The organism is Trebonia kvetii (genome assembly GCF_007827045.1).
GTDB classification, from domain to species: Bacteria; Actinomycetota; Actinomycetes; order Streptosporangiales; family Streptosporangiaceae; genus Trebonia; species Trebonia kvetii.
The window spans coordinates 1,000,414-1,017,954 of the sequence record NZ_RPFW01000002.1; the positions used below are offsets into that span (position 1 = coordinate 1,000,414).

Annotated in this window: 17 protein-coding genes; 9 read left to right on the top strand and 8 right to left on the bottom strand. The window is 71.3% G+C overall.

The window, feature by feature from the left end; all coding sequences use genetic code 11:
- The first annotated feature begins 16 nt into the window (after nucleotides 1–16).
- Entirely contained in the window at nucleotides 17–643 is a 627-nt protein-coding gene (locus tag EAS64_RS13250; protein WP_145853199.1) for a mycothiol-dependent nitroreductase Rv2466c family protein, read from the top strand.
- On the opposite strand, the gene EAS64_RS13255 is transcribed toward EAS64_RS13250, so the two are convergent.
- Both EAS64_RS13255 and EAS64_RS13260 read right to left on the bottom strand, forming a co-directional pair.
- Nucleotides 603–1,214 (bottom strand): GNAT family N-acetyltransferase, encoded by a 612-nt coding sequence (locus EAS64_RS13255; RefSeq protein ID WP_145853200.1) that lies wholly within the window; start codon nucleotides 1,212–1,214, stop codon nucleotides 603–605. The genes EAS64_RS13250 and EAS64_RS13255 overlap by 41 nt on opposite strands.
- On the bottom strand, nucleotides 1,211–2,071 hold the full coding sequence (locus EAS64_RS13260) for an SCO6745 family protein (protein ID WP_145853201.1): 861 nt from the start codon (nucleotides 2,069–2,071) through the stop codon (nucleotides 1,211–1,213). Before EAS64_RS13260 ends, EAS64_RS13255 begins: the two co-directional genes overlap by 4 nt.
- Nucleotides 2,072–2,124: 53 nt before the next feature.
- On the opposite strand from EAS64_RS13260, the gene EAS64_RS13265 reads away from it, so the two are divergent.
- Together EAS64_RS13265 and EAS64_RS13270 are read left to right on the top strand one after the other, a co-directional pair.
- Nucleotides 2,125–3,567, top strand: a complete 1,443-nt coding sequence (locus EAS64_RS13265) for an aminotransferase-like domain-containing protein (RefSeq protein WP_145853202.1) — start codon at nucleotides 2,125–2,127, stop codon at nucleotides 3,565–3,567.
- Nucleotides 3,568–3,652: 85 nt separating this feature from the next.
- On the top strand, nucleotides 3,653–4,687 hold the full coding sequence (locus tag EAS64_RS13270; RefSeq protein WP_145853203.1) for a YdcF family protein: 1,035 nt from the start codon (nucleotides 3,653–3,655) through the stop codon (nucleotides 4,685–4,687).
- Between the two features lie 216 nt (nucleotides 4,688–4,903).
- Here the strand turns inward: EAS64_RS13270 and EAS64_RS13280 are convergent, their stop codons facing one another.
- Nucleotides 4,904–6,325 carry a phenylacetate--CoA ligase family protein gene (locus EAS64_RS13280; RefSeq protein WP_187365887.1) on the bottom strand — a complete coding sequence of 474 codons (1,422 nt, stop codon included), beginning with the start codon at nucleotides 6,323–6,325 and terminating at the stop codon, nucleotides 4,904–4,906.
- 137 nt (nucleotides 6,326–6,462) lie between these two features.
- Between EAS64_RS13280 and EAS64_RS13285 the strand changes: the two genes are divergently transcribed.
- The 3 genes from EAS64_RS13285 to EAS64_RS13295 all read left to right on the top strand — a co-directional run bounded on the left by EAS64_RS13285 (nucleotide 6,463) and on the right by EAS64_RS13295 (nucleotide 8,866).
- The gene (locus EAS64_RS13285) at nucleotides 6,463–6,963 is read left to right on the top strand and encodes a hypothetical protein (RefSeq protein WP_145853204.1); all 501 of its coding nucleotides are present in this window, start codon (nucleotides 6,463–6,465) and stop codon (nucleotides 6,961–6,963) included.
- Nucleotides 6,964–7,067: 104 nt separating this feature from the next.
- A complete protein-coding gene (locus EAS64_RS13290) occupies nucleotides 7,068–7,949 on the top strand; it encodes an alpha/beta fold hydrolase (protein ID WP_222849274.1) in 882 nt (293 codons plus the stop codon).
- Nucleotides 7,946–8,866 carry a leucine-rich repeat domain-containing protein gene (locus EAS64_RS13295; protein WP_145853206.1) on the top strand — a complete coding sequence of 307 codons (921 nt, stop codon included), beginning with the start codon at nucleotides 7,946–7,948 and terminating at the stop codon, nucleotides 8,864–8,866. Before EAS64_RS13290 ends, EAS64_RS13295 begins: the two co-directional genes overlap by 4 nt.
- 80 nt (nucleotides 8,867–8,946) lie before the next feature.
- Here EAS64_RS13295 and EAS64_RS13300 read toward each other — a convergent pair whose 3' ends face one another.
- A complete protein-coding gene (locus EAS64_RS13300; protein WP_187365888.1) occupies nucleotides 8,947–10,968 on the bottom strand; it encodes a DUF222 domain-containing protein in 2,022 nt (673 codons plus the stop codon).
- Nucleotides 10,969–11,234: 266 nt separating this feature from the next.
- Between EAS64_RS13300 and EAS64_RS13305 the strand changes: the two genes are divergently transcribed.
- Nucleotides 11,235–11,429, top strand: coding sequence for a Rid family hydrolase (locus tag EAS64_RS13305; RefSeq protein WP_246115654.1), 195 nt, complete (start codon nucleotides 11,235–11,237; stop codon nucleotides 11,427–11,429).
- A 10-nt stretch (nucleotides 11,430–11,439) separates the two neighbouring features.
- Here the strand turns inward: EAS64_RS13305 and EAS64_RS46700 are convergent, their stop codons facing one another.
- Nucleotides 11,440–13,029, bottom strand: a complete 1,590-nt coding sequence (locus EAS64_RS46700; protein WP_145853208.1) for an ABC-F family ATP-binding cassette domain-containing protein — start codon at nucleotides 13,027–13,029, stop codon at nucleotides 11,440–11,442.
- 53 nt (nucleotides 13,030–13,082) lie between these two features.
- The gene (locus EAS64_RS13315) at nucleotides 13,083–13,553 is read right to left on the bottom strand and encodes a hypothetical protein (protein ID WP_187365889.1); all 471 of its coding nucleotides are present in this window, start codon (nucleotides 13,551–13,553) and stop codon (nucleotides 13,083–13,085) included.
- Between the two features lie 76 nt (nucleotides 13,554–13,629).
- Here EAS64_RS13315 and EAS64_RS13320 point away from each other — a divergent pair, with 76 nt between their 5' ends.
- Both EAS64_RS13320 and EAS64_RS13325 read left to right on the top strand, forming a co-directional pair.
- Entirely contained in the window at nucleotides 13,630–14,436 is an 807-nt protein-coding gene (locus EAS64_RS13320; protein ID WP_187365890.1) for a class I SAM-dependent methyltransferase, read from the top strand.
- Complete coding sequence (locus EAS64_RS13325; protein ID WP_145853211.1) at nucleotides 14,429–14,884, top strand: NUDIX domain-containing protein; 456 nt, start codon at nucleotides 14,429–14,431, stop codon at nucleotides 14,882–14,884. The genes EAS64_RS13320 and EAS64_RS13325 overlap by 8 nt, the downstream gene beginning before the upstream one ends.
- A gap of 58 nt (nucleotides 14,885–14,942) precedes the next feature.
- On the opposite strand, the gene EAS64_RS13330 is transcribed toward EAS64_RS13325, so the two are convergent.
- Together EAS64_RS13330 and EAS64_RS13335 are read right to left on the bottom strand one after the other, a co-directional pair.
- Nucleotides 14,943–16,109: an oxidoreductase gene (locus EAS64_RS13330; protein WP_246115655.1), complete on the bottom strand. Its 1,167-nt coding sequence runs from the start codon at nucleotides 16,107–16,109 to the stop codon at nucleotides 14,943–14,945.
- A gap of 205 nt (nucleotides 16,110–16,314) precedes the next feature.
- Entirely contained in the window at nucleotides 16,315–17,256 is a 942-nt protein-coding gene (locus EAS64_RS13335) for an NAD(P)-dependent oxidoreductase (RefSeq protein WP_187365891.1), read from the bottom strand.
- Nucleotides 17,257–17,541: the final 285 nt, after the last annotated feature.

A 17,541-nucleotide genomic window follows, 5' to 3' on the forward strand; every position in this document is an offset into this window, starting at 1 on the left:
GAATAGAGTGGGTGACATGACAGCTACTTCTCCCGCAAAGCCTGTTGTCGACTTCTACTTCGACCCGGCCTGCCCGTTCGCCTGGGTCAGCTCGCGCTGGATCCTGGAGGTGGAGAAGGACCGCGACATCGACCTGACGTTCCGCGTGATGTCGCTTTCCGTGCTCAACTCCGGCCGCGAGAACCTCCCCGAGCAGTACAAGGCGATGCTCGCGAAGAACTGGGGGCCGGTCCGCATCTGCATCGCCGCGGAGCAGAAATACGGCACCGCCGTGCTGCGCGACCTGTACACCGCGCTCGGCACCAAGCGGCACATCGAAAAGCGTGACTTCGGCCACGACCTGTACGTCGAGGCACTGACCGAATGCGGTCTGGACCCGGCGCTCGCCGAGGCGGCGGACTCCACGTCGTACGACGAGGCGCTGATCGCGTCGCACCACCGCGGCATGGACCCGGTCGGCGACGAGGTCGGCACGCCGACCATCCACATCGACGGCGTGGCGTTCTTCGGCCCGGTGATCACCCGGGTGCCGCGGGGCGAGGAGGCGGTCCGGATGTTCGACGGCGCACTGATGCTCGCATCGAACCCGTTCTTCTTCGAGCTCAAGCGGACGCGGACCGAGTCGCCGCAGGTCGACAGCTGAGCCGCGGTCCGGCTGGTGCCCCGCGTGGCGCATCGCCTGGCGCCAGCCGGACCGTTACCGTGACGACGCCGCGCGACGCGGGGCTCCGCTTGATGGGCCCGTAACGGGCCAGCATGCCCGCCGTCCATGCCTGTTCGGTGAGCAGCTGCGCGGTGAGCGCGCGCAGCCCGATGGCTTTCGCGTGGGCGGCGAGCTCGTCGAGCAGGGCGGAGCCGACGCCGTGCCGCTGCCAGGTGTCCTCGACGAGGATGCCGACCTCGGCCATGCCCTCCTCGACCACGCGGCAGCTTGCCAGGGCGACGATGGTCTGCCCAGCGGGGTCCTCCACTGTGCTGTCCGTCATATCGCCCGTCCCATCGCGCGCGGATGCGATGAGCGCGTGGTGCACCGGGCTGCGCGACAGCGCCTCGGCGAGGTAGCGCCGCGGGAATACCGTGACGCCGCCGTGGAACCTGCGGTACCTGGTCTGCGCCGTGCACCGGTCGAACATCTCGGTCAGCGCGTCGCGGTCGCCCGGCGCGGCCTGACGGATGGTGACAAGGCCTGCCTGGGCCCCGCCCGTCGCGATCATGGCCGCGGCGCGCCGATCGGGTTCGGCAGCGGGATGAGCCCGGTGTCCATCAGGTGGCGGCTGACCGGCGTGGCCAGCTCGATGGCCAGCTCCACGCCGGTCGAGCCAAGCCGTTCCACCGGACCGGCGGCCAGCCGGTCAGTTAGGTCCTCCACCTCGCGGCGGAGCGCGCCGCCGGTCTTGGTGAGCCGGCCGCCGGAGTCGAGCAGTCCGCGGGCGGCGAGCCGTCGCGATGACTGTGCCCAGTCCTCATCGGTCCAGCCGCGGGTCGGCTGGATCATGGCGCGGGTGATCGCCCCGGTCGCCGCGAACGTCACCGTCGCGTCGAGCCCGCGCAGCCCGTGCGCGACGCCCGCGAGCACGTGACCGTCGCCGCGGTGCTCGCGCAGCACCGTGGTGGCCAGCCACAGCGCGCCGACCTGATCGGCCGGGCGCGGCACGCCCGCCCACGCGGCGGCGAGCGGCCTGCCGTCGAACCGGCAGCCCTCCACCGCCTGCCACAGCAGGTCGGCCAGCTCGCCGGCCCTGGCAAGCAGCGGGCCGTCCACGTGCCGCCGCAGCGCCTCGGGAGCGCTTTCCAGCCGCGCCGCGAGCACCGACTCCGCCGAGGCGAACTTCCACGCGTCGGGGATGGCACGGGACACGATGGCAGGCGAGAACCCGTAGGTCATCGCCTCCACGGCCGGGGCGGGCAGCGGCCCCAGCGGCGCGACCCTGCCCGCGAAATAGCTCATCCAGAAGCCGCGCAGACCGGTCTTGCGCGCCGCCTCCAGGGGCTCGGGCGCGAAGTAGACGACGGAATGGATCGGCTCGATCGCCGCCCAGAAGCGGCGGGCCAGAGTGACGGTCGGTTCCATGACAACCACACTGCCGCACCCTTTCCGTCTGGCGACAGTGCCAATATAGAGAAATGGACCAGGATCTGAGCTGGTGGGCCGAGGTGGTCTTCGCGGGCTGGCGCGGCCGGCCCGGCCCCAGGTACGCCAGGCTCGCCGCCGCCCTGCTCGAGGCGGTCGACCAGCAGACGCTTCCCCGCGGCACCCGGGTGCCCGCCGAGCGGACGCTGGCCGCGGTGACCGGCACCTCCCGCGGCACCGTCGTCGCCTGCTTCGATCAGCTCGTCGAGGCCGGGGTGCTGACGCGCCGCCAGGGCGCGGGCACCTTCGTGGCGGGCCGGCCGTCGTGGGCAGCCAGGCCCGCGGCGGGCAGCGTCGCCACCATGCTGCTGCGCCGGGTCGCCGAAGACCGGGAGACCATCGACCTGTCGGTGTCCGCGCCCGGCGACCTGCGGCACCTGCCCCCGGTGGACCTGGACGCCGCCTGGGGCGCTCTCGACGGCCACGGCCTGGATCCGGTCGGCCTGCCCGCGTTGCGCGCCGAGGTGGCGCGGCACCTGACCGAGCGCCAGGGCCTGCCCACGGATCCGGACCAGCTCATCGTCACCTCCGGCGCGCAGGAGGCGCTGTGGCTGCTCGGCCGGGTCTTGCCGGGCAACAGGGTGCTGGTGAGCTGCCCGCTGTATCCCGGGCTGCGCGCCGCCATGGCAGGCACGCGGGCGCAGCTCGTGACGGTGCCCGCGGACGCGGCGGGCGAGGACGCGAACGCGATCGAACGGGCGGGCCGGGTGCCAGGCGGCGTCGCCTTCGTCATGCCGACCGGACACAACCCGGCGGGGACGGTGATGCCGTGGCTGCGGCGCCAGGCGATCGCCGCGATCGCCGACGCGGGCCGGGTCACCGTGGTGGAGGACCTGACGCTCGCCGACCTGGTGCTCGGCGCGGCTGCGCACGGCGGCCCCGGCGCGCCACCGCCGCTCGCCGCCCTGTCCACCCGGGTGATCGCGGTCGGCTCTGTCTCCAAGGTGCTCTGGGGCGGACTGCGTGTCGGCTGGATCCGTGCGGGCGAGCCGGTGCGGTCCGCCGTCATCGCGCGCAAGTCCGCGCTCAACCTGGGCACCCCGGTGCTCACCCAGGCGCTCGCCGCCCAGCTCCTGGCCGGCATCGACGCCGGCTGGCTCGCCGCGCACCGCGCCGCGCTCACCCACCGCCGCGACCTGGTCGTCGCGCTGCTCGCGGCGCACCTGCCCGCCTGGCGCGTCCGGCCGCCGGAGGCCGGCCTGTCCCTGTGGGCCAAGCTCCCCCTCGACAGCGCCGACGCCTTCGCGCTCGCCGCGGCACGGCACGGCGTGACCGTGATGGCAGGCGGCGCGGCGTGCGCCGACGGGCGGCACGGTCAATTTGTCCGGCTGTCGTTCGCGGAGCAGCCGAGCACGCTCGAGTTGGCCGCGGAACGCCTCGCTGTCGCCTGGGAGGCGCACGCGGAGACGCTGGCCGCCAGCCCGGCCCGTGGCTGACGCGAGGACGGCACGACCCCGGCGCGTCGCGGTGTGGAGCGGCTAATCTCAGCAACCGTTCAGTGGATATGGATACGGTGGTGGAGTGGTCACGCTTGGGCTCGCCGGCCTTGTTTTCCTCGTGTTCCTCGCGGGGGTGGTCCGCGAGCCGCGGGCCTTCGGCAACGCCGTGCTGCTGGGTCTCGCGCTGGCGCTCGGCGCGCTCGGCCTCGCGGAACGGCTCGCGGACACGCCGGGCAGGACCCCGCATCACCTGCTGTTCGCCCTGGTCGTCGCCGTGGCGCTGGTGCCGTTCGTGATCGGCTGCTATCTGCTGGTCAACGGGATGACCATGATCAGGCGGGAGAGCCTGCGGCCAGCGAACCTGCTGTCCCTGCTCGCCGGAGCGTCTGTCTTCGTGGTGATCGGGCTCGACGTGGTGGCCGCCCGCGCCGAGAACATCAAGCTGTCGTTGTTCGCCACGGTCGCCAACCTGGTATTCGCCTACGTGTCGTTCCTGCTCGTGTCCTACGTCTGCTACGCGTTCGTGTATGGGCTCGTCGCACGGACGGGCGGTTCGGATTTCGTGATCGTGCTCGGCGCGGGCCTCGGCGCTGGCGGGAAGGTGCCGCCGTTGCTCGCCAGCCGGCTCGACCGGGGACACGAGCTCTGGAACTCCCTCAACCGGCGGGCCAGCGGGCCGGGTCCGCTGCTGATCGTGTCCGGCGGCAAGGGGGACGACGAGCGGGTGCCCGAGGCCACCGCGATGGCCGCTTACCTGGTGGAGCGCGGGTTTTCCGCCGACCACCTGCTGCTCGAGGAGCGGTCGCGGAACACCGAGGAGAACCTGCTGTTCAGCAAGGCGATCATGGACCAGGTCCAGCCTCGCGCCCGGTGCACGATCGTGACCAGCGACTTCCACGCCTTCCGGGCTGCGATGATCGCGCGCCGCCTCGGCATCCGCGGGCAGGTCACCGGGGCGCGAGTGGCCGGCTACTACCGGCCGAGCGGGATGCTGCGGGAGTTCGCGGCGGTGTTCCTGCGGTACTGGGCGGTGAACCTGGCGATCTGCGCGGTGCTCGTCGGCGTGCCAGTCGGCTACGCGGCACTGCGCTTCGTCGTGCCGGCGCTGCACGGCTGAGAGCCCGGCGGCGTCTGACCCGCGCGCCTGACCCGCGCGTCTGACCTGAGCGAAAACCACCCCACATGGCGGAGATGCACCGTCGCAAGCCGGGGGCGGCGGCGGTGCCCGTCACCGTCGGGGACATGGCCACCACCCGGGTACCCGGCGAGTTCAGCCTGGTGTACCTGGTCTACCCCGGCGCGCACACGGCGTCACGCCAGTGCCCGCCCGCGCTCATCGCCGGCCCCGGCGAGGAGAAACCTCACCGGGATGTGAACCGTAGGCGATCGCGCCGGGGCATCGGGACTTGTCGCTGTCAGGCGCGGAGGTGGGGGCGGGGACGTCCGGGTCGATCACGGCATTCTTCAGCTTGCCGTCGCGGGTTCTCGGGATGGCGTCGACGACGCGGACAGTGACGGCTTGTCCCGGCCCGAAGTAGCGGTCTACGTTCGCCCGGACCTGGGCGGTCAGCGCCTGAAGGTCGGAGCCTGCTGTCGGCACTACCCTGACCTCGAAGCGGCCGGGTGCCCGCTGGGCTATCTGGGCCGCGCGGACATTTGCGAGGTCGGTGGTCACTATCGAGGGCATCGGGAGGGGGCGGCCGTCGGCGCTGGTGAAGCAGTCCGAGACTCTTCCGTCGATGCGTCCCAGGGCCGGGTAGGCGCGGCCGCACAGGCACCGGCACGGGCCGGGGCCGGTGGACCTTACATGGTCGCCGGTGCGGTACCGGAACAGCGGGAATCCCCAGTTGTGCAGGGCCGTCCCGACGATCTCCCAGCTGTCGCTGGTCCCGGGCACGGGCAGCAGTTCCACGATGCCGTAGTCGGGGAACACGTGGTACCCGCCGGCCTCACAGCTTCCGGCCATGGCGACCCGTTCAGCCTGCCCGTAATGATCGACGACCGGCCCCCGGAACACCGCGCGCATCAGCTCCTCCTGCGCCGCGGAGGTCACCTCCGACGACGTGATGACGGCCCGGACCGGCACGGTCAGCCCCTGATCATGCAGCAGCGATGCCAGCACCGTGATCGCCGACGGCCATCCCTCGATGGCGTCGGGACGGAAGCTGCGGATGGCCTCGACCACGGCCGGCAGCGTCCGCGGGGTCAGCCCGAAACTCCACACCAGCAGCTGGCGGGCACCCGGCAGCAGCTTCGCCGGCGGCTCGCCCGGTCCGGCGGAGAAGGCCCCCCTCAGGATGACACGGCGCGGGCTGCGGTCCAGACCGAACCAGCCCCACTGCCGCTCCAGGACACTGAGCTCGAAAACCGACGACCCCGCAGTCCGGTAGCAGGTAACCGGAGCCCCGGAGGTACCGCTCGAATGAGCCTTCCACACCAGTCGGTCCGGGTAGACCAGAAACCGCTCCGCTCCCGTGACGAGGTGACTGCGGTCCAGCAGCGGCAGCCGGGCAAGATCGGCCACCGTCCGGACGGACCCTGGGTCCAGCCCGGCCTCCCGGAACCACTCGCGGTAGAACGGCGAGCGGGCCGCCGCCAGGCGAACCAGCAGCCGCAGCCGCCGGTCCTGGTAACGGGCAATCGTCTCCTCATCCGCATGGTCCAGCACAGCCAGCGACTGCATCATCGCCGGCCGCAGCGGATGCCAGCGGCGAATACGGTGCTTCAGGTCCAGTCCGGACCCCGGTGGCGCCATCCCTGCATCCCCCCGGCTGAGCGAATGGTGGCCGCCGGCATATGACTACCACGATCGCGTCACCGGCGACCAGGCGTCGTGCCTAGGCTGATCGTTTACATGACTCGCCAGCCCCGATCGGTGATACGCAGGCCGGGGTGGCGACCGCGTCTGCGCTGGCCCCGGCGCTGTGCCGCGCCACGCCAGAGCCCGCCATCGCTGCCGACCATGGCGGAAGCATGCCAGCCATCGCGCGGGGCGAGAACCTGACCACGCAGGACGAGCAGGTCGCCGTCTTCGCCAACGCCGCCGCTCACCTGCGGCCGGGCGGCCGGTTCGTCCTCGAGGTGGAGGTGCCGTCCGCGCCGCGGATCGCGCCAGGCGAGCAGGGACGGATCTTCGACCTGTCCCCCGGCCACGTCGGGATCGACACGCACGACGACCCGGTCGGCCAGCTGTTGTCCTCGCATCACTGCACCCTCCTCGACGGGCAGTGGGTCCAGGCGTCGGGTCAGTACCGCTACGTGTGGCCGTCCGAGCTTGACCTGATGGCGCGGCTGGCCGGGCTCCGGGTGGAAGCCCGCTGGGCCGGCTGGGACCGCTCGCCGTTCACCGCGGCGAGCCCGAGCCAGGTCGTCGTGTACGCGAAGCCAGCCTGACGACTCGCGGCGGGTGGGGCGCGGCAGCGTGCCGCACGGGGCGCGGGCGGGTCTGCGACGATGGGCACGGCAGGCAGTACGTCGAGCGGCGGGAGGTTCGTATCGTGGCGGTCGATGGGTTTTCGCTCGCATATGACCTGGCGGGCAGCGGACCCGCGGTGGTGCTGCTGCACGGGTGGCCAGGCGACAGGACCGACTACCGTGACCTGGTGCCGCTGCTGTCCGGCTGCCGGGTGCTCGTCCCGGACCTGCGCGGCTTCGGCGCGTCGGACAAGCACGTCGTCGAGGACCCGGCGGAGCAGTACAGCGGCGCGGCCCAGGCGCGCGGCGTCGCGGACCTGATCACCACGCTCGGGCTGGAACCCGCGGTCGTGGTCGGCTACGACATCGGCAGCCGGATCGCACAGGAGCTCGCCCGGGCTCGCCCGGACCTGGTCCGGGCGATGGTGATCTGCCCGCCGCTGCCCGGGGTCGGCGCGCGCGTGTTCGGGCCGAGACCGTTGCGGGAGTTCTGGTATCAGTCGTTCCACCGGCTGCCGCTGTCCGAGGCGCTCGTCGACGGGAAGCCGGACGCGGTACGCGCATACCTGCGGCACTTCTGGGAGCACTGGTCCGGGCCGTCGTTCACGGTTTCCGATGAGCACCTCGACCACCTGGTCTCCGTCTACGGCCCGCCCGGCGCGTTCACCGCGTCGGTCCAGTGGTACCGGGCGGGCGCGGGGACAGCCGCGCGGGCCGCCGCCGAGACCACGCCCGCGCCGGAGGACCGGCTCGCCACGCCCACTGCCGTGCTGTGGCCCGAGCATGACCCGTTGTTCCCCCGGGAGTGGTCGGACCGGGTCGGCGAGTTCTTCAGCCAGGCCCGGCTGCGTTTCGTGGACGGCGTTGGACACTACGCCCCGCTCGAATACCCCGCGGTGATCGCCGAAGAGGTGCACGCCTTCCTCGCCAACGAGGGTCCCGCGAGCGACGAGGGAGCCTGGTGACCGTGCTGCGGTTTCCCCCCGGGATCGCGGTGGGCGAGGTCTTCTGGGATCCTGCGGATCCGGGCGAGTGGGGTCATCTGCTCGCCATCGGCGCGGTTGAAGTGCCGGACGGAACGGCGGTGAGCCTCACGGTGTACCCGGTCGCCGAGGTCAGCGTCTTCAGCGGCGATCAGCCGGTGGGCCCCTTCGAAGTCGAGGCGACCCCGGCCGGATCCGGGCCGCAGCCGGCGGTGCCGCTGAGCCAGCGTCTCCTGCGGCGCGCGCGTCCCGCCAGGCACGAATGGCGGGTTACCTGGCACCATGAAATGCCCGACCGCGCGCTCCGTAACACCAGGAGCATCTGGGGAGACGCCGGCTACAGCGTCGCGGCGGGCAACGACCCCGTGGACCTGGAGTTCATCCGCGGGCTACCGGTGGATAGCGTGTATAGCCTTAGCGTGGGAAACACCGTCCCGGCTTCCTTCGCCACGGTGGCTCATCTCGCGCCGGGCCTGCTGCGCCTTGACCTTTACATCGACAACCTCGATGAAGCCGTACCGTCCGTGATCGCGAAACTGAGGGCACTCGAATCGCTGGCCCTTTACGGCGACTCGGCCATCGAGGACGGTCCCGGGCTCCTCAACGACCACGCGCTGTCCCTGATCGCGGACCTGCCGAACCTCGAATACCTGTCACTCATGGACGGGTCATACACCGAGCATGGCCTGCGGCAGCTGATCCGCCTGCCGAAGCTGCGCCACCTGCACATCGAAAGAGCAGGGCTGACCGCACCGATGTTCCGGTTCGCGGCCGACATGCCAGCACTCACCAACCTGACGGGCTTGGATGAATTCGGCGACGATGGCCCGATGCCTCCGGCGGAGGTCGCTCAGGTCCAGGCGATGCTCCCGCATATCAGCATGGATGCGCCCGGGTGAGCTGTTGCCCGGGTCAGCCGTTGCCTGGGTGAGCCGTTGCCCGGGTGAGCGCTGCCCGGGTGAGCCGTCCGGGTGAGCCGTCAGGCCGGATACCGCTTGGGTTCTTGCGTGTAGGTCCGGCCGCTTGGCGCGCTCCACTGGTGCCAGCCGGGCTTCGGCTGGGTGACGTTCCAGCCTGGTGATTGCTTGACGCGATGGCATTTCCTTGAGCGGGCGCCCGCGTTGCATGCGCAGGTTCGGCCGCCCTGGTCATACGGGAGGGCGTGCTCGAAGTCGGTGTCCCGTGCGTGGCGGGAGCAAGACGGGAACGTACAGGTGCCGTCGCGGACCTGTACGAGGTGGCGGAGGCTGTCGTTCGGCTGATAGGCGTTCGACTCGCGGGCGTGGTCGCACGCGTAGGTGGCCACCTGTTCGAACGTCACGGTCAGCGTGCGACCGCCGGGCAGGGTGAGCGTCCAGGAGGTTCCCAGGGTGGCGCCGGGCCCAGGCGGGCTCTTGATTCCCGGCGGGCATGTCCCGTCTCCGTTCCCGTCACCGTTCGCGTCACCGTGTCCACGGCGGGGAGCGAACGCCCAGCCGGGGGGCGGGCGTGACGACGGATCGTCAGTGTGAGGCGCGGAGCCTTGGGCCGCGAGGCTGCTCAGCGCGCTGGCCGAGATCGTCAGGTTCACCCGGGACGGCAGCACCGTCAGGCTCCCGGCCGTCGGGTCCGGCTGGCCTGGCCACGACTTCCAGGTTGCCTTGTCGCCCCGTGCCAGGCGGGCGCAGCCATGCCCAATCGCGAAGCCGTGCTCGTCCAGGATGGTCACGCACCATCCGCTGCGGAGGCTGTTGGCGGCGGTGACGGCAAGATCGCGGCACAGGGCGGCATCGATGGGGCCGAGGCTGTGACATTCACCGGGCAGGCTGGCCAGGCCGAGAAGCGTCGACAGCGGGATTACCAGTTCCGTCGGGCGGGGTGGCTCGGCCTGCTTGGCGCGGCCGAAGCGGCCGGGATCACCGGGACCGCCAGGACCGGCAGGAACGCCAGGACCGGCGGGACCGGCGGGACCGGCGGGGCCGTCCGGCGGGATCTCATCGTCGCGCCGGGCATCGGCCGTGGCATCGCTTTCACCGGCGCCGTCCCTGCTACGTTCGGCGTCGGCTGTGCCGTCGCTTTCACCGGCGCTGTCCCTGTCACCTTCGGCGGTCGCCTGCGCCTGCGCGATGCGGTCGTGTGCTGCGACGCCGTTGAGCAGGTCGAGATAGGCCATCGCGCGGAGTTGGTCAGTCGTGGCATCGGGGAACGCCTTCGACGCCTGGTACTCAGCCGTTCGGGCGGCGACGCTGGCGTACGCGGCCAGTGCCTCATCGGTGGGGAGATTGCGTCCGGCGAGGGCGGCGGCGCCGGACTGCTCGCGCCACAGCCGGACGCGGATGTCGAGCTTTTCCGCCGTCTCCCTGCGGCGCTCGGCGCCATCGGGGTCGACGGCAACCGCCGTCTCGGCGGCAAGCCTCGCAAGCTGGCCGGGAGTCAGCGCCGGTGTCTCGGCGAGGCGGCCGAGAACCAGCGCCTCGGCGGTCGCCGCGTCGTCCTCGGTGAGCACGCTGAGCTCCTTGGCGATGAGCATCGCCTTGACGTAGCTGAGAGTGCCGTCTGCCAGTTTCGCACCGATGCCGGGGAGTCGCGCCTGCAGGTCCCAGGCCAGCTGCGCGGTGGCGCTCACCGACTGGACCGAGACGGCGAGCGCGGCGGCCACCTCGTACTCCAGCGATTCGCTCCACGCGTCAGGCAGGTCGCCGTGCCTGTTGCCCGGGAGGCCAGGCGTGTCCTCGCGGCGCATCATCTCCCTGATCACGCCAAGACGGCCGGCCGTTGCCCACGACTCGAGCGCCGCCCACCGGCGCAGCAGCCCGACGAGCTGGTCATCGGTCGTGCCGGGACAGCGCCACTCAGGGCCAGAGGCCCCCTCCGCCGCGGCGGCGAGCGCGGCCGACGGCGGGCAGGTGTCCCACTCTCCGCCGTCCCCGAATCCGATGATCGGCGAGTCAGGCACATGCGGAGCGGCGTCACGGTCGGGCTCCTCGCCCTCGCCGTGAGTTTCACCCGACCGCCCGTCCATTCCGCCTCCCATCTGCACTTATGTACTACTTTTCTTGATACTCGAACTCTACTACTATTTATTATTCAGCGCTGCTCAGACAGGCTGTCCTTACGGTTACACTTTCCTACCCAGACGACTTCCGGTCGGCCACGATCACGCGGCAGGCAGACTGATGTGGCCGTCTGCGCGGTGCCATCATGGGCGTGGAAGTTGGGCTGGAGCCGCCGGCAAGGAGGCCTGGCGATGGCGCGAGAGAATAGTGAGCCGCACAGGGCGGTCGGGACGTGGTCCGCACCCGGATGTACCTGACCGGCGCGGAGCACTGGCAGGGGGTCGCCCGGGCGCACGGCGCGGTGTTCGGTGAGATCCGGCCCGCCGCGACCGCGGTCATCGTGGCCGGTTTGCTCGACCCGGCCTGGGTGGTCGAGATCGAGGCGGAAGCCGTGCTGCCGACTGAGTCAGCCGCACCCGTTCCGTAGATCCTTGATCTCAGTCCCAGACCGGGTCCGTGGACTCCTTGACGGTGCCGTCGGGGGCGAAGACGAGGAAGCGGTCGAACGACGCGGCGAACCAGCGGTCGTGGGTGACCGCGAGCACCGTGCCCTGGTAGGCGTCGAGGCCAGCCTGCAGCGCGTCGGCTGACGGGAGGTCCAGGTTGTCCGTCGGCTCGTCGAGCAGCAGCAGGGTCGCGCCGCCGAGTTCGAGCAGCAGGATCTGCAGGCGCGCCTGCTGGCCGCCGGACAGGGTGCCGAACGGCTGCTTGGCACACTTGTGCAGCTCGTAGCGCGCCAGGGCCTTCATCGCCTCGGTCATCAGCTGCGCGTGCTCGGTCATCACGATCTCGACCGGGCTGCGGCCGGCCAGGTCCGGGCGTGAATGGGTCTGCGCGAACATGCCTGGCACCACACGGGCGCCGAGCCTGGCGCTGCCCTCGTGCGGCAGCGGCTCACCGCCGAGCAGGCGCAGGAAGGTGGACTTTCCGCTGCCGTTCCCGCCGAGAATCGCCACCCGGTCGCCGTACCAGATCTCAGCACCGAACGGGGTCGTGGTCCCATTGACCGCGAGCCGTTCCACCATGACGGCGCGGCGGCCCGTCCGCGAGCCTTTCAGCCTGACCTTGATGTGCTGCTCGCGTGGCGGTTCCTCGGGAGGGCCGATCTCCTCGAACTTGGCGAGCCTGGTCATCGCGGCCTGCAGGCGTGAGGCCATGGCGTCGTTGTGGCTGGCCTTGATCCGGTACATGCGGACCAGTTCCTTGATCTTCTCGTGCTCCTCGTCCCAGCGGCGGCGCAGCTCCTCGAGGCGCTCGATGCGGTCGAGGCGGGCCTGCGCGTAGGTCTTGAAGCCGCCGCCGTGCACCCAGGTCTTGCTGTCCTCGACGGTCACGATGCGCTGCGCGCAGGCGTTGAGGAGCTCGCGGTCGTGGCTGACGAGCAGCACCGTCTTGGGCGTGCTTGCGAGCTGGCCCTCAAGCCAGCGCTTGCCCGGCACGTCGAGGTAGTTGTCAGGCTCGTCGAGCAGCAGCGTGCCGAACGTGCCGCTGCGCAGCAGCGACTCAAGAACGAGGCGTTTTTGCTGGCCGCCGGACAGGGTGTCGACCTCGCGCCACTTGACCGCGTCGTAGGGCTGCTTGATGGCGGCGACGCAGCACTCGTCCCAGTGGACCTCCTGGTCGTAGCCGCCGGCCTCGGCGTAGTCGTTGAGTGCGCTGGCGTAGCGGAGCTGCGTCGGCTCGTCGTCGCGCTCCATCATCGCGAGCTCGGTGTCGTCGAGCCGCTGCGCTGCCTCCTGCACCTGCTTCGGCGAGACCGAAAGCAGCAGGTCGCGGACTGTGGTGCCCTGGGCCTGCGGGCCGCCGACGAACTGGCGCATGACGCCGAGGCCGCCGCTGACCGCCACCGTGCCCTCGGCCGGGGTGAGGTCGCCGGCGATCATCCGCAGCAGGGTCGTCTTGCCCGCGCCGTTAGGCCCGACGATGGCCGCGGTCGCCCCGTCGGGGATCTTGAATGAGGCGTCGTCTAGCAGCAGCCGGCCGTCCGGGAGAACGTGGCTGACGTGCGCCACCTCGACATGTCCCACGCGCGGGAACGGTACCCGGCGGCCTGCCTGGTGGCAACGTCTTTTCCTGCGGCCTACTCCCCTGAGCTGCCGACGTTGGTGTTCCTGAACAGATAGACGCCCACCGTGACGCCGGTGATCGCGGTGGACTGGCCGGTTGCCATGAAGTGGTCGGTGCTCGACTCCCTGGTGATCATGAAGAAGTAGCTGGCGTGCTCGAGATGCCAGCCGAGCTTCTCGATCTCCTCAAGCGTCGCCGCGGAGCTCGACGCGCTGCGGCGGCTTGTCGTGCTGCCGAAGCCCGCGGTGCCCTCGTGCCCGCCGACCTGAAGCTGGACCTCGAAGAAGCGGTGACCCGCCTTCTTCGCCGCCGTGGCCGAGCCTACCGGGGTCGCCAGGAACGCGGCGCGCTTGCGCTGTTCCTCGGCCACCCGCGCCTCCTCCGCCCGTTCGGCCTCCTCGCGCACCCTTTCCGCCTCGCGTTCCTTCCGCTCGGCTTCCTTTTCCTCGCTGCTCTTGAACATCGCGCCTCCGTCCGCCGGCATCTCTGCGACGTTTCCCGCCGTCGCAAAACGGAGCGTACCGACCGGGGAACTCAGCGCACCAGTGCATGATGGACGCGTGCCTGCCGAGGAAGCTGAGGATGAGACCGAACGGAACAAGCGGCGCTACCAGCGGGCGCTGTTCGACGACGTGGCCCAGCTGTACCAGGCGACTCGGCCCGGCTACCCGCCAGAGCTGACCGGCTTCGTCGCGGCGACTGCCTCGGTCGGCGCAGGCGATCCGGTCCTTGAGGTGGGGTGCGGAACCGGCCAGCTCACGCAGGCGCTGCTGCCGTTCGGGTTCGCGCTGACCGCCATCGACCTCGGCGCGGCGATGATCGAGGTCGTGAGCGAACGCATCGGTGCGGGCCGCGTCACGTTCCGTGCCGTCGCGTTCGAGGAGCTTGACGCGGCGCCGGGAACCTTCGGCCTTGTCATCGCCGGGGCGGCGTTCCACTGGATCGATCCCGAAGTCCGGTTCCGCAAGGCGGCCCGGCTGCTGCGGCCGGGCGGCTGGCTGGCGGTGGCGGGCTACGACGAGCGGTACGACGAGCCGCTCGGGTCCGCGCTCGACGCGATGTGGCTGGCCCGGGCCGGCACTGCCGGGGCCTGGGTGACCAGGTCGGCGGACAGCGCGGCGATCGGCGGCAGCGGCCTGTTCGGCCCGGCTGCCGAGCGGACGTTCCCGCACCGGATCACGCGGCAGGCGCAGGACGTGATCGGCGTGGAGAACACCAGGGCCACCTCGCTCAGCTGGCCGGCGGCGGAACGCGGCGCGTTCAACGCGGAACTGCGCGAACGGCTACGCGATCTGCCCGAGGTCGGCGTCACGGTGGAGGCGTCGGTGACCATGGCGCCCGTCCTCCCGGCGGCCGCCGGTGCGTGACCTGCTTGTGCGGGCCTGGCATGCAGCAGGGCCGCTTCAGGGGTGGCTCGCCTACCGGCTGCACGCGCGGTTCGCGGTCGGTGTCACCGGGGTGGTCAGGGCCGATGGCGGGCGGGTGCTGCTGCTGCGCCACCGGCTCTGGACGGCGGACGCCCCGTGGGGGTTCCCCAGCGGGTTCGCCAGGCGGGGCGAGCGGTTCCAGGACACGGTGGTGCGCGAGGTCCGCGAGGAGACCGGGCTGACGGTTCGCGTCGGGCGGCTCGTGGAGGTGCGCAGCGGCTTCAGGTACAAGGCCGAGGTGTACTTCGAGGCGACCCTCGACGGCGGCATCGACGGTCTCGTGCTCGACGAGCAGGAGATCCTCGAGGCGCGGCTGTTCACCCTGGACGAACTCCCGGCGGCGATGCCGCCGCTGCACAGGAAGCTGGCGCGCGCGGCCGTCCGGTAAGGATGTATCGGTGAGCCGGCCCTGGACGGCCCTACGGCACATCCTTAGCGCCGGGCGGTCAGAAGAGGGAAGAGTCGGCGGACTTGTCGTACAGGCGGATCTCCGAGAGCTGGCCGTCGGCGAGCTTGGCGGCCCAGGCGTGGTCGGCGAGCACGGCGCGGCCCATCGCCACCAGGTCGAACTCGCCGCGCTCGATCAGGCCGACGAGCGGCGCGAGTGACAGGCTCCGCTGCCGCTCGGCCTGCGTCTTGCCGTCGTCGGAGACGCCGAGGAACGGGGCCTGGACGCCGACCGAGCCGACCGCGATCACCGGCAGGCCGGTCAGGTGCCTGGTCCAGCCGGCTAGGGTGCGCCGGCTGCCGTCGAAGGCGGGCAGCCAGTAGCGGCGACTGGAGACGTGGAATATCGACACCCCGGCCGTGGCGAGCGGCGCGAGGAACGCCTCGAGTTCGGCCGGGTCCCCGGCGATCCGCGCGTCGTAGTGACCCCCCTTCCACTGGGAAAACCGGAACGCCACCGGGAACTCGGGCCCGACCGCGTCCCTGACGGCAGCGGCCACCTCGGCGCTGAACCTGACCCGGCCGGCGACGCCGCCGCCGTAGCCGTCCGTCCGCCGGTTGGTGTGCGGCCAGTGGAACTGGTCGAGCAGGTAACCGTGCGCGCCATGCAGTTCCACCCCGTCGAAGCCGAGGTCCCGCGCCGCGGCCGCGGCGCGGGCGAAGGAGGCGGCGACCGCCTCCAGTGCCGCGGGAGTGGCCGGCTCCCCCACTGTGTCGCCGGCTGCGCTGATGCCCGACGGGGAGATCACCGGCGCGTCGGGAAAGGGGCCGGTGCCCGGCCTGCGCTGCGATCCGATGTGCCACAGTTGCGGGAAGATCGCGCCGCCCTCGGCGTGCACGGCGGCGGCCACGTTCCGCCAGCCGGCCAGTTGCCGCTCGCCGAAGAACCGCGGCACCTCGCGGGAGCCGCCCGCTGTCTCATCCACGTAGGTGCCCTCGGTGATCAGCAGTCCTAGTGACGCGGCCCGGCGGGCGTAGTAGGCGGCCACGTCCTCGCCGGGGACGCCGTCCGGAGAGAACTGCCGGGTCATCGGGGCCATCACCAAGCGGTTACGTAGCTTCAGGCCCGCCACCTCGACCGGGGACAACAGCGGGGTCGCGTCGGTCCCGTCAAGCAGCGTCAGCGGGAGTCCTGCCTCGTCGGCACTGAGTTCAGTCACGAGCACGTGAACCACCGGACCAGGCGGACTATTCCGGCATATGGGGCATCGCAGCACGGATAAGGTGCGCGACATTATTTCGCGGGCCGAATTCATCCCGTGCCGTTTACCCGCACAATTGCTTGCTAGGATCTCGCTAATTCACCGGGCGAAGTGCCGCCAGTTTCTGCATCTCAGGGGAATGTCCCGGCAATTTCGTCAGGTGTTCCTGTTATGCTCCCACCTTGGCCTGCCCTGGCACCAGGTGATCGGGGACGCCTCCGCCGAGCAGGGTTGCGATGGCGGCGGCGGCCATCTCGTAGGAGGCGAACTCCGATTCCGGTGAGAGCCAGGCAAGGTGCGGGGTGATGATCGTCCGCGGCAGGCCGAGTGCGGGGTGGTCCGGCGGCGGCGGTTCGGTGTCGAGGACGTCGAGCGCCGCGCCGGACAGGTGACCGGAGTCGAGGGCGGCGCGCAGCGCCGCGTCGTCGACGAGGCCGCCGCGTCCGCAGTTGACCAGGGCCGCGCCCGGGCGCATCAGGGCTAGTGCGTCAGCGTTGATGAGGTGCTTGGTGTCCGGGGTGAGCGGGACGTGCAGGGTGACGACGTCGCTGGCCGCGAGGAGCTCCGCCAGGGTCGCGACGGGCTGGGCGCCGAGCGCGCTGGCCTTGTCAGCCGGGGTGCGCGGCGCCCAGGCGATGACGCGCATGCCGAGGCCCGCGGCCCGCTGCGCGACCAGGGCGCCGGTGCGGCCGAGCCCGACGATGCCGAGGGTGGCGCCGGTGATGCGCCTGGCGTGGACCGCGCGCGACGACCAGCCGCCCGCCCTGACGTGCGCGTCGCCTGCCTGCAGGTTGCGCAGCAGCGCGCAGGCCATCGCGATCGCGTGGTCGGCCACCTCGATGTCGCAGTAGCCGGGCGTGTGGGTCATCGGGATGGCGCGGGCGGCGAGGCCGGCGGCGTCCACGTGGTCGTAGCCGGCCGACGCGACCGCGGCGATCCGCAGGTCGGGCAGCGCTGCCAGGTGCGCCGCGGTGAGCGTGACCGGCGGGGCGATGGCGATGCCGACGATGCCCGGGCCGACCGGGGTCTCGTGGGCGAAGTCGACGTCGTAAGCGGTGGCGTCGCTTCCGGTGAACGCCCTGGCGAAGGCGGCGCGGAAGCGGGGCAGCACGTCCGCGTCCTCCGCGAGGGAGACTAGGAATACGCGCTGCCGTGCGGTGCGGGAATCGGGCTCGGTGATGGCGGTCAGTCCTTGTCATCCGGGTAACGGCGCTCGACGAGGCGGAGCATAGCGTCCCAGGCGAGCCGATCGCGGACGCGGAGCCCGGGCTGCGGCGCCGGCGCCATGGCGGGCACCCGCTCGTCCGCGGCTACCTTTGTCCGCCAAAACCGGACATTCGTTATGATTTTTCCAGTCAATGCCGCCAATGCCGCATGTTACGGAATTATCTCTCCC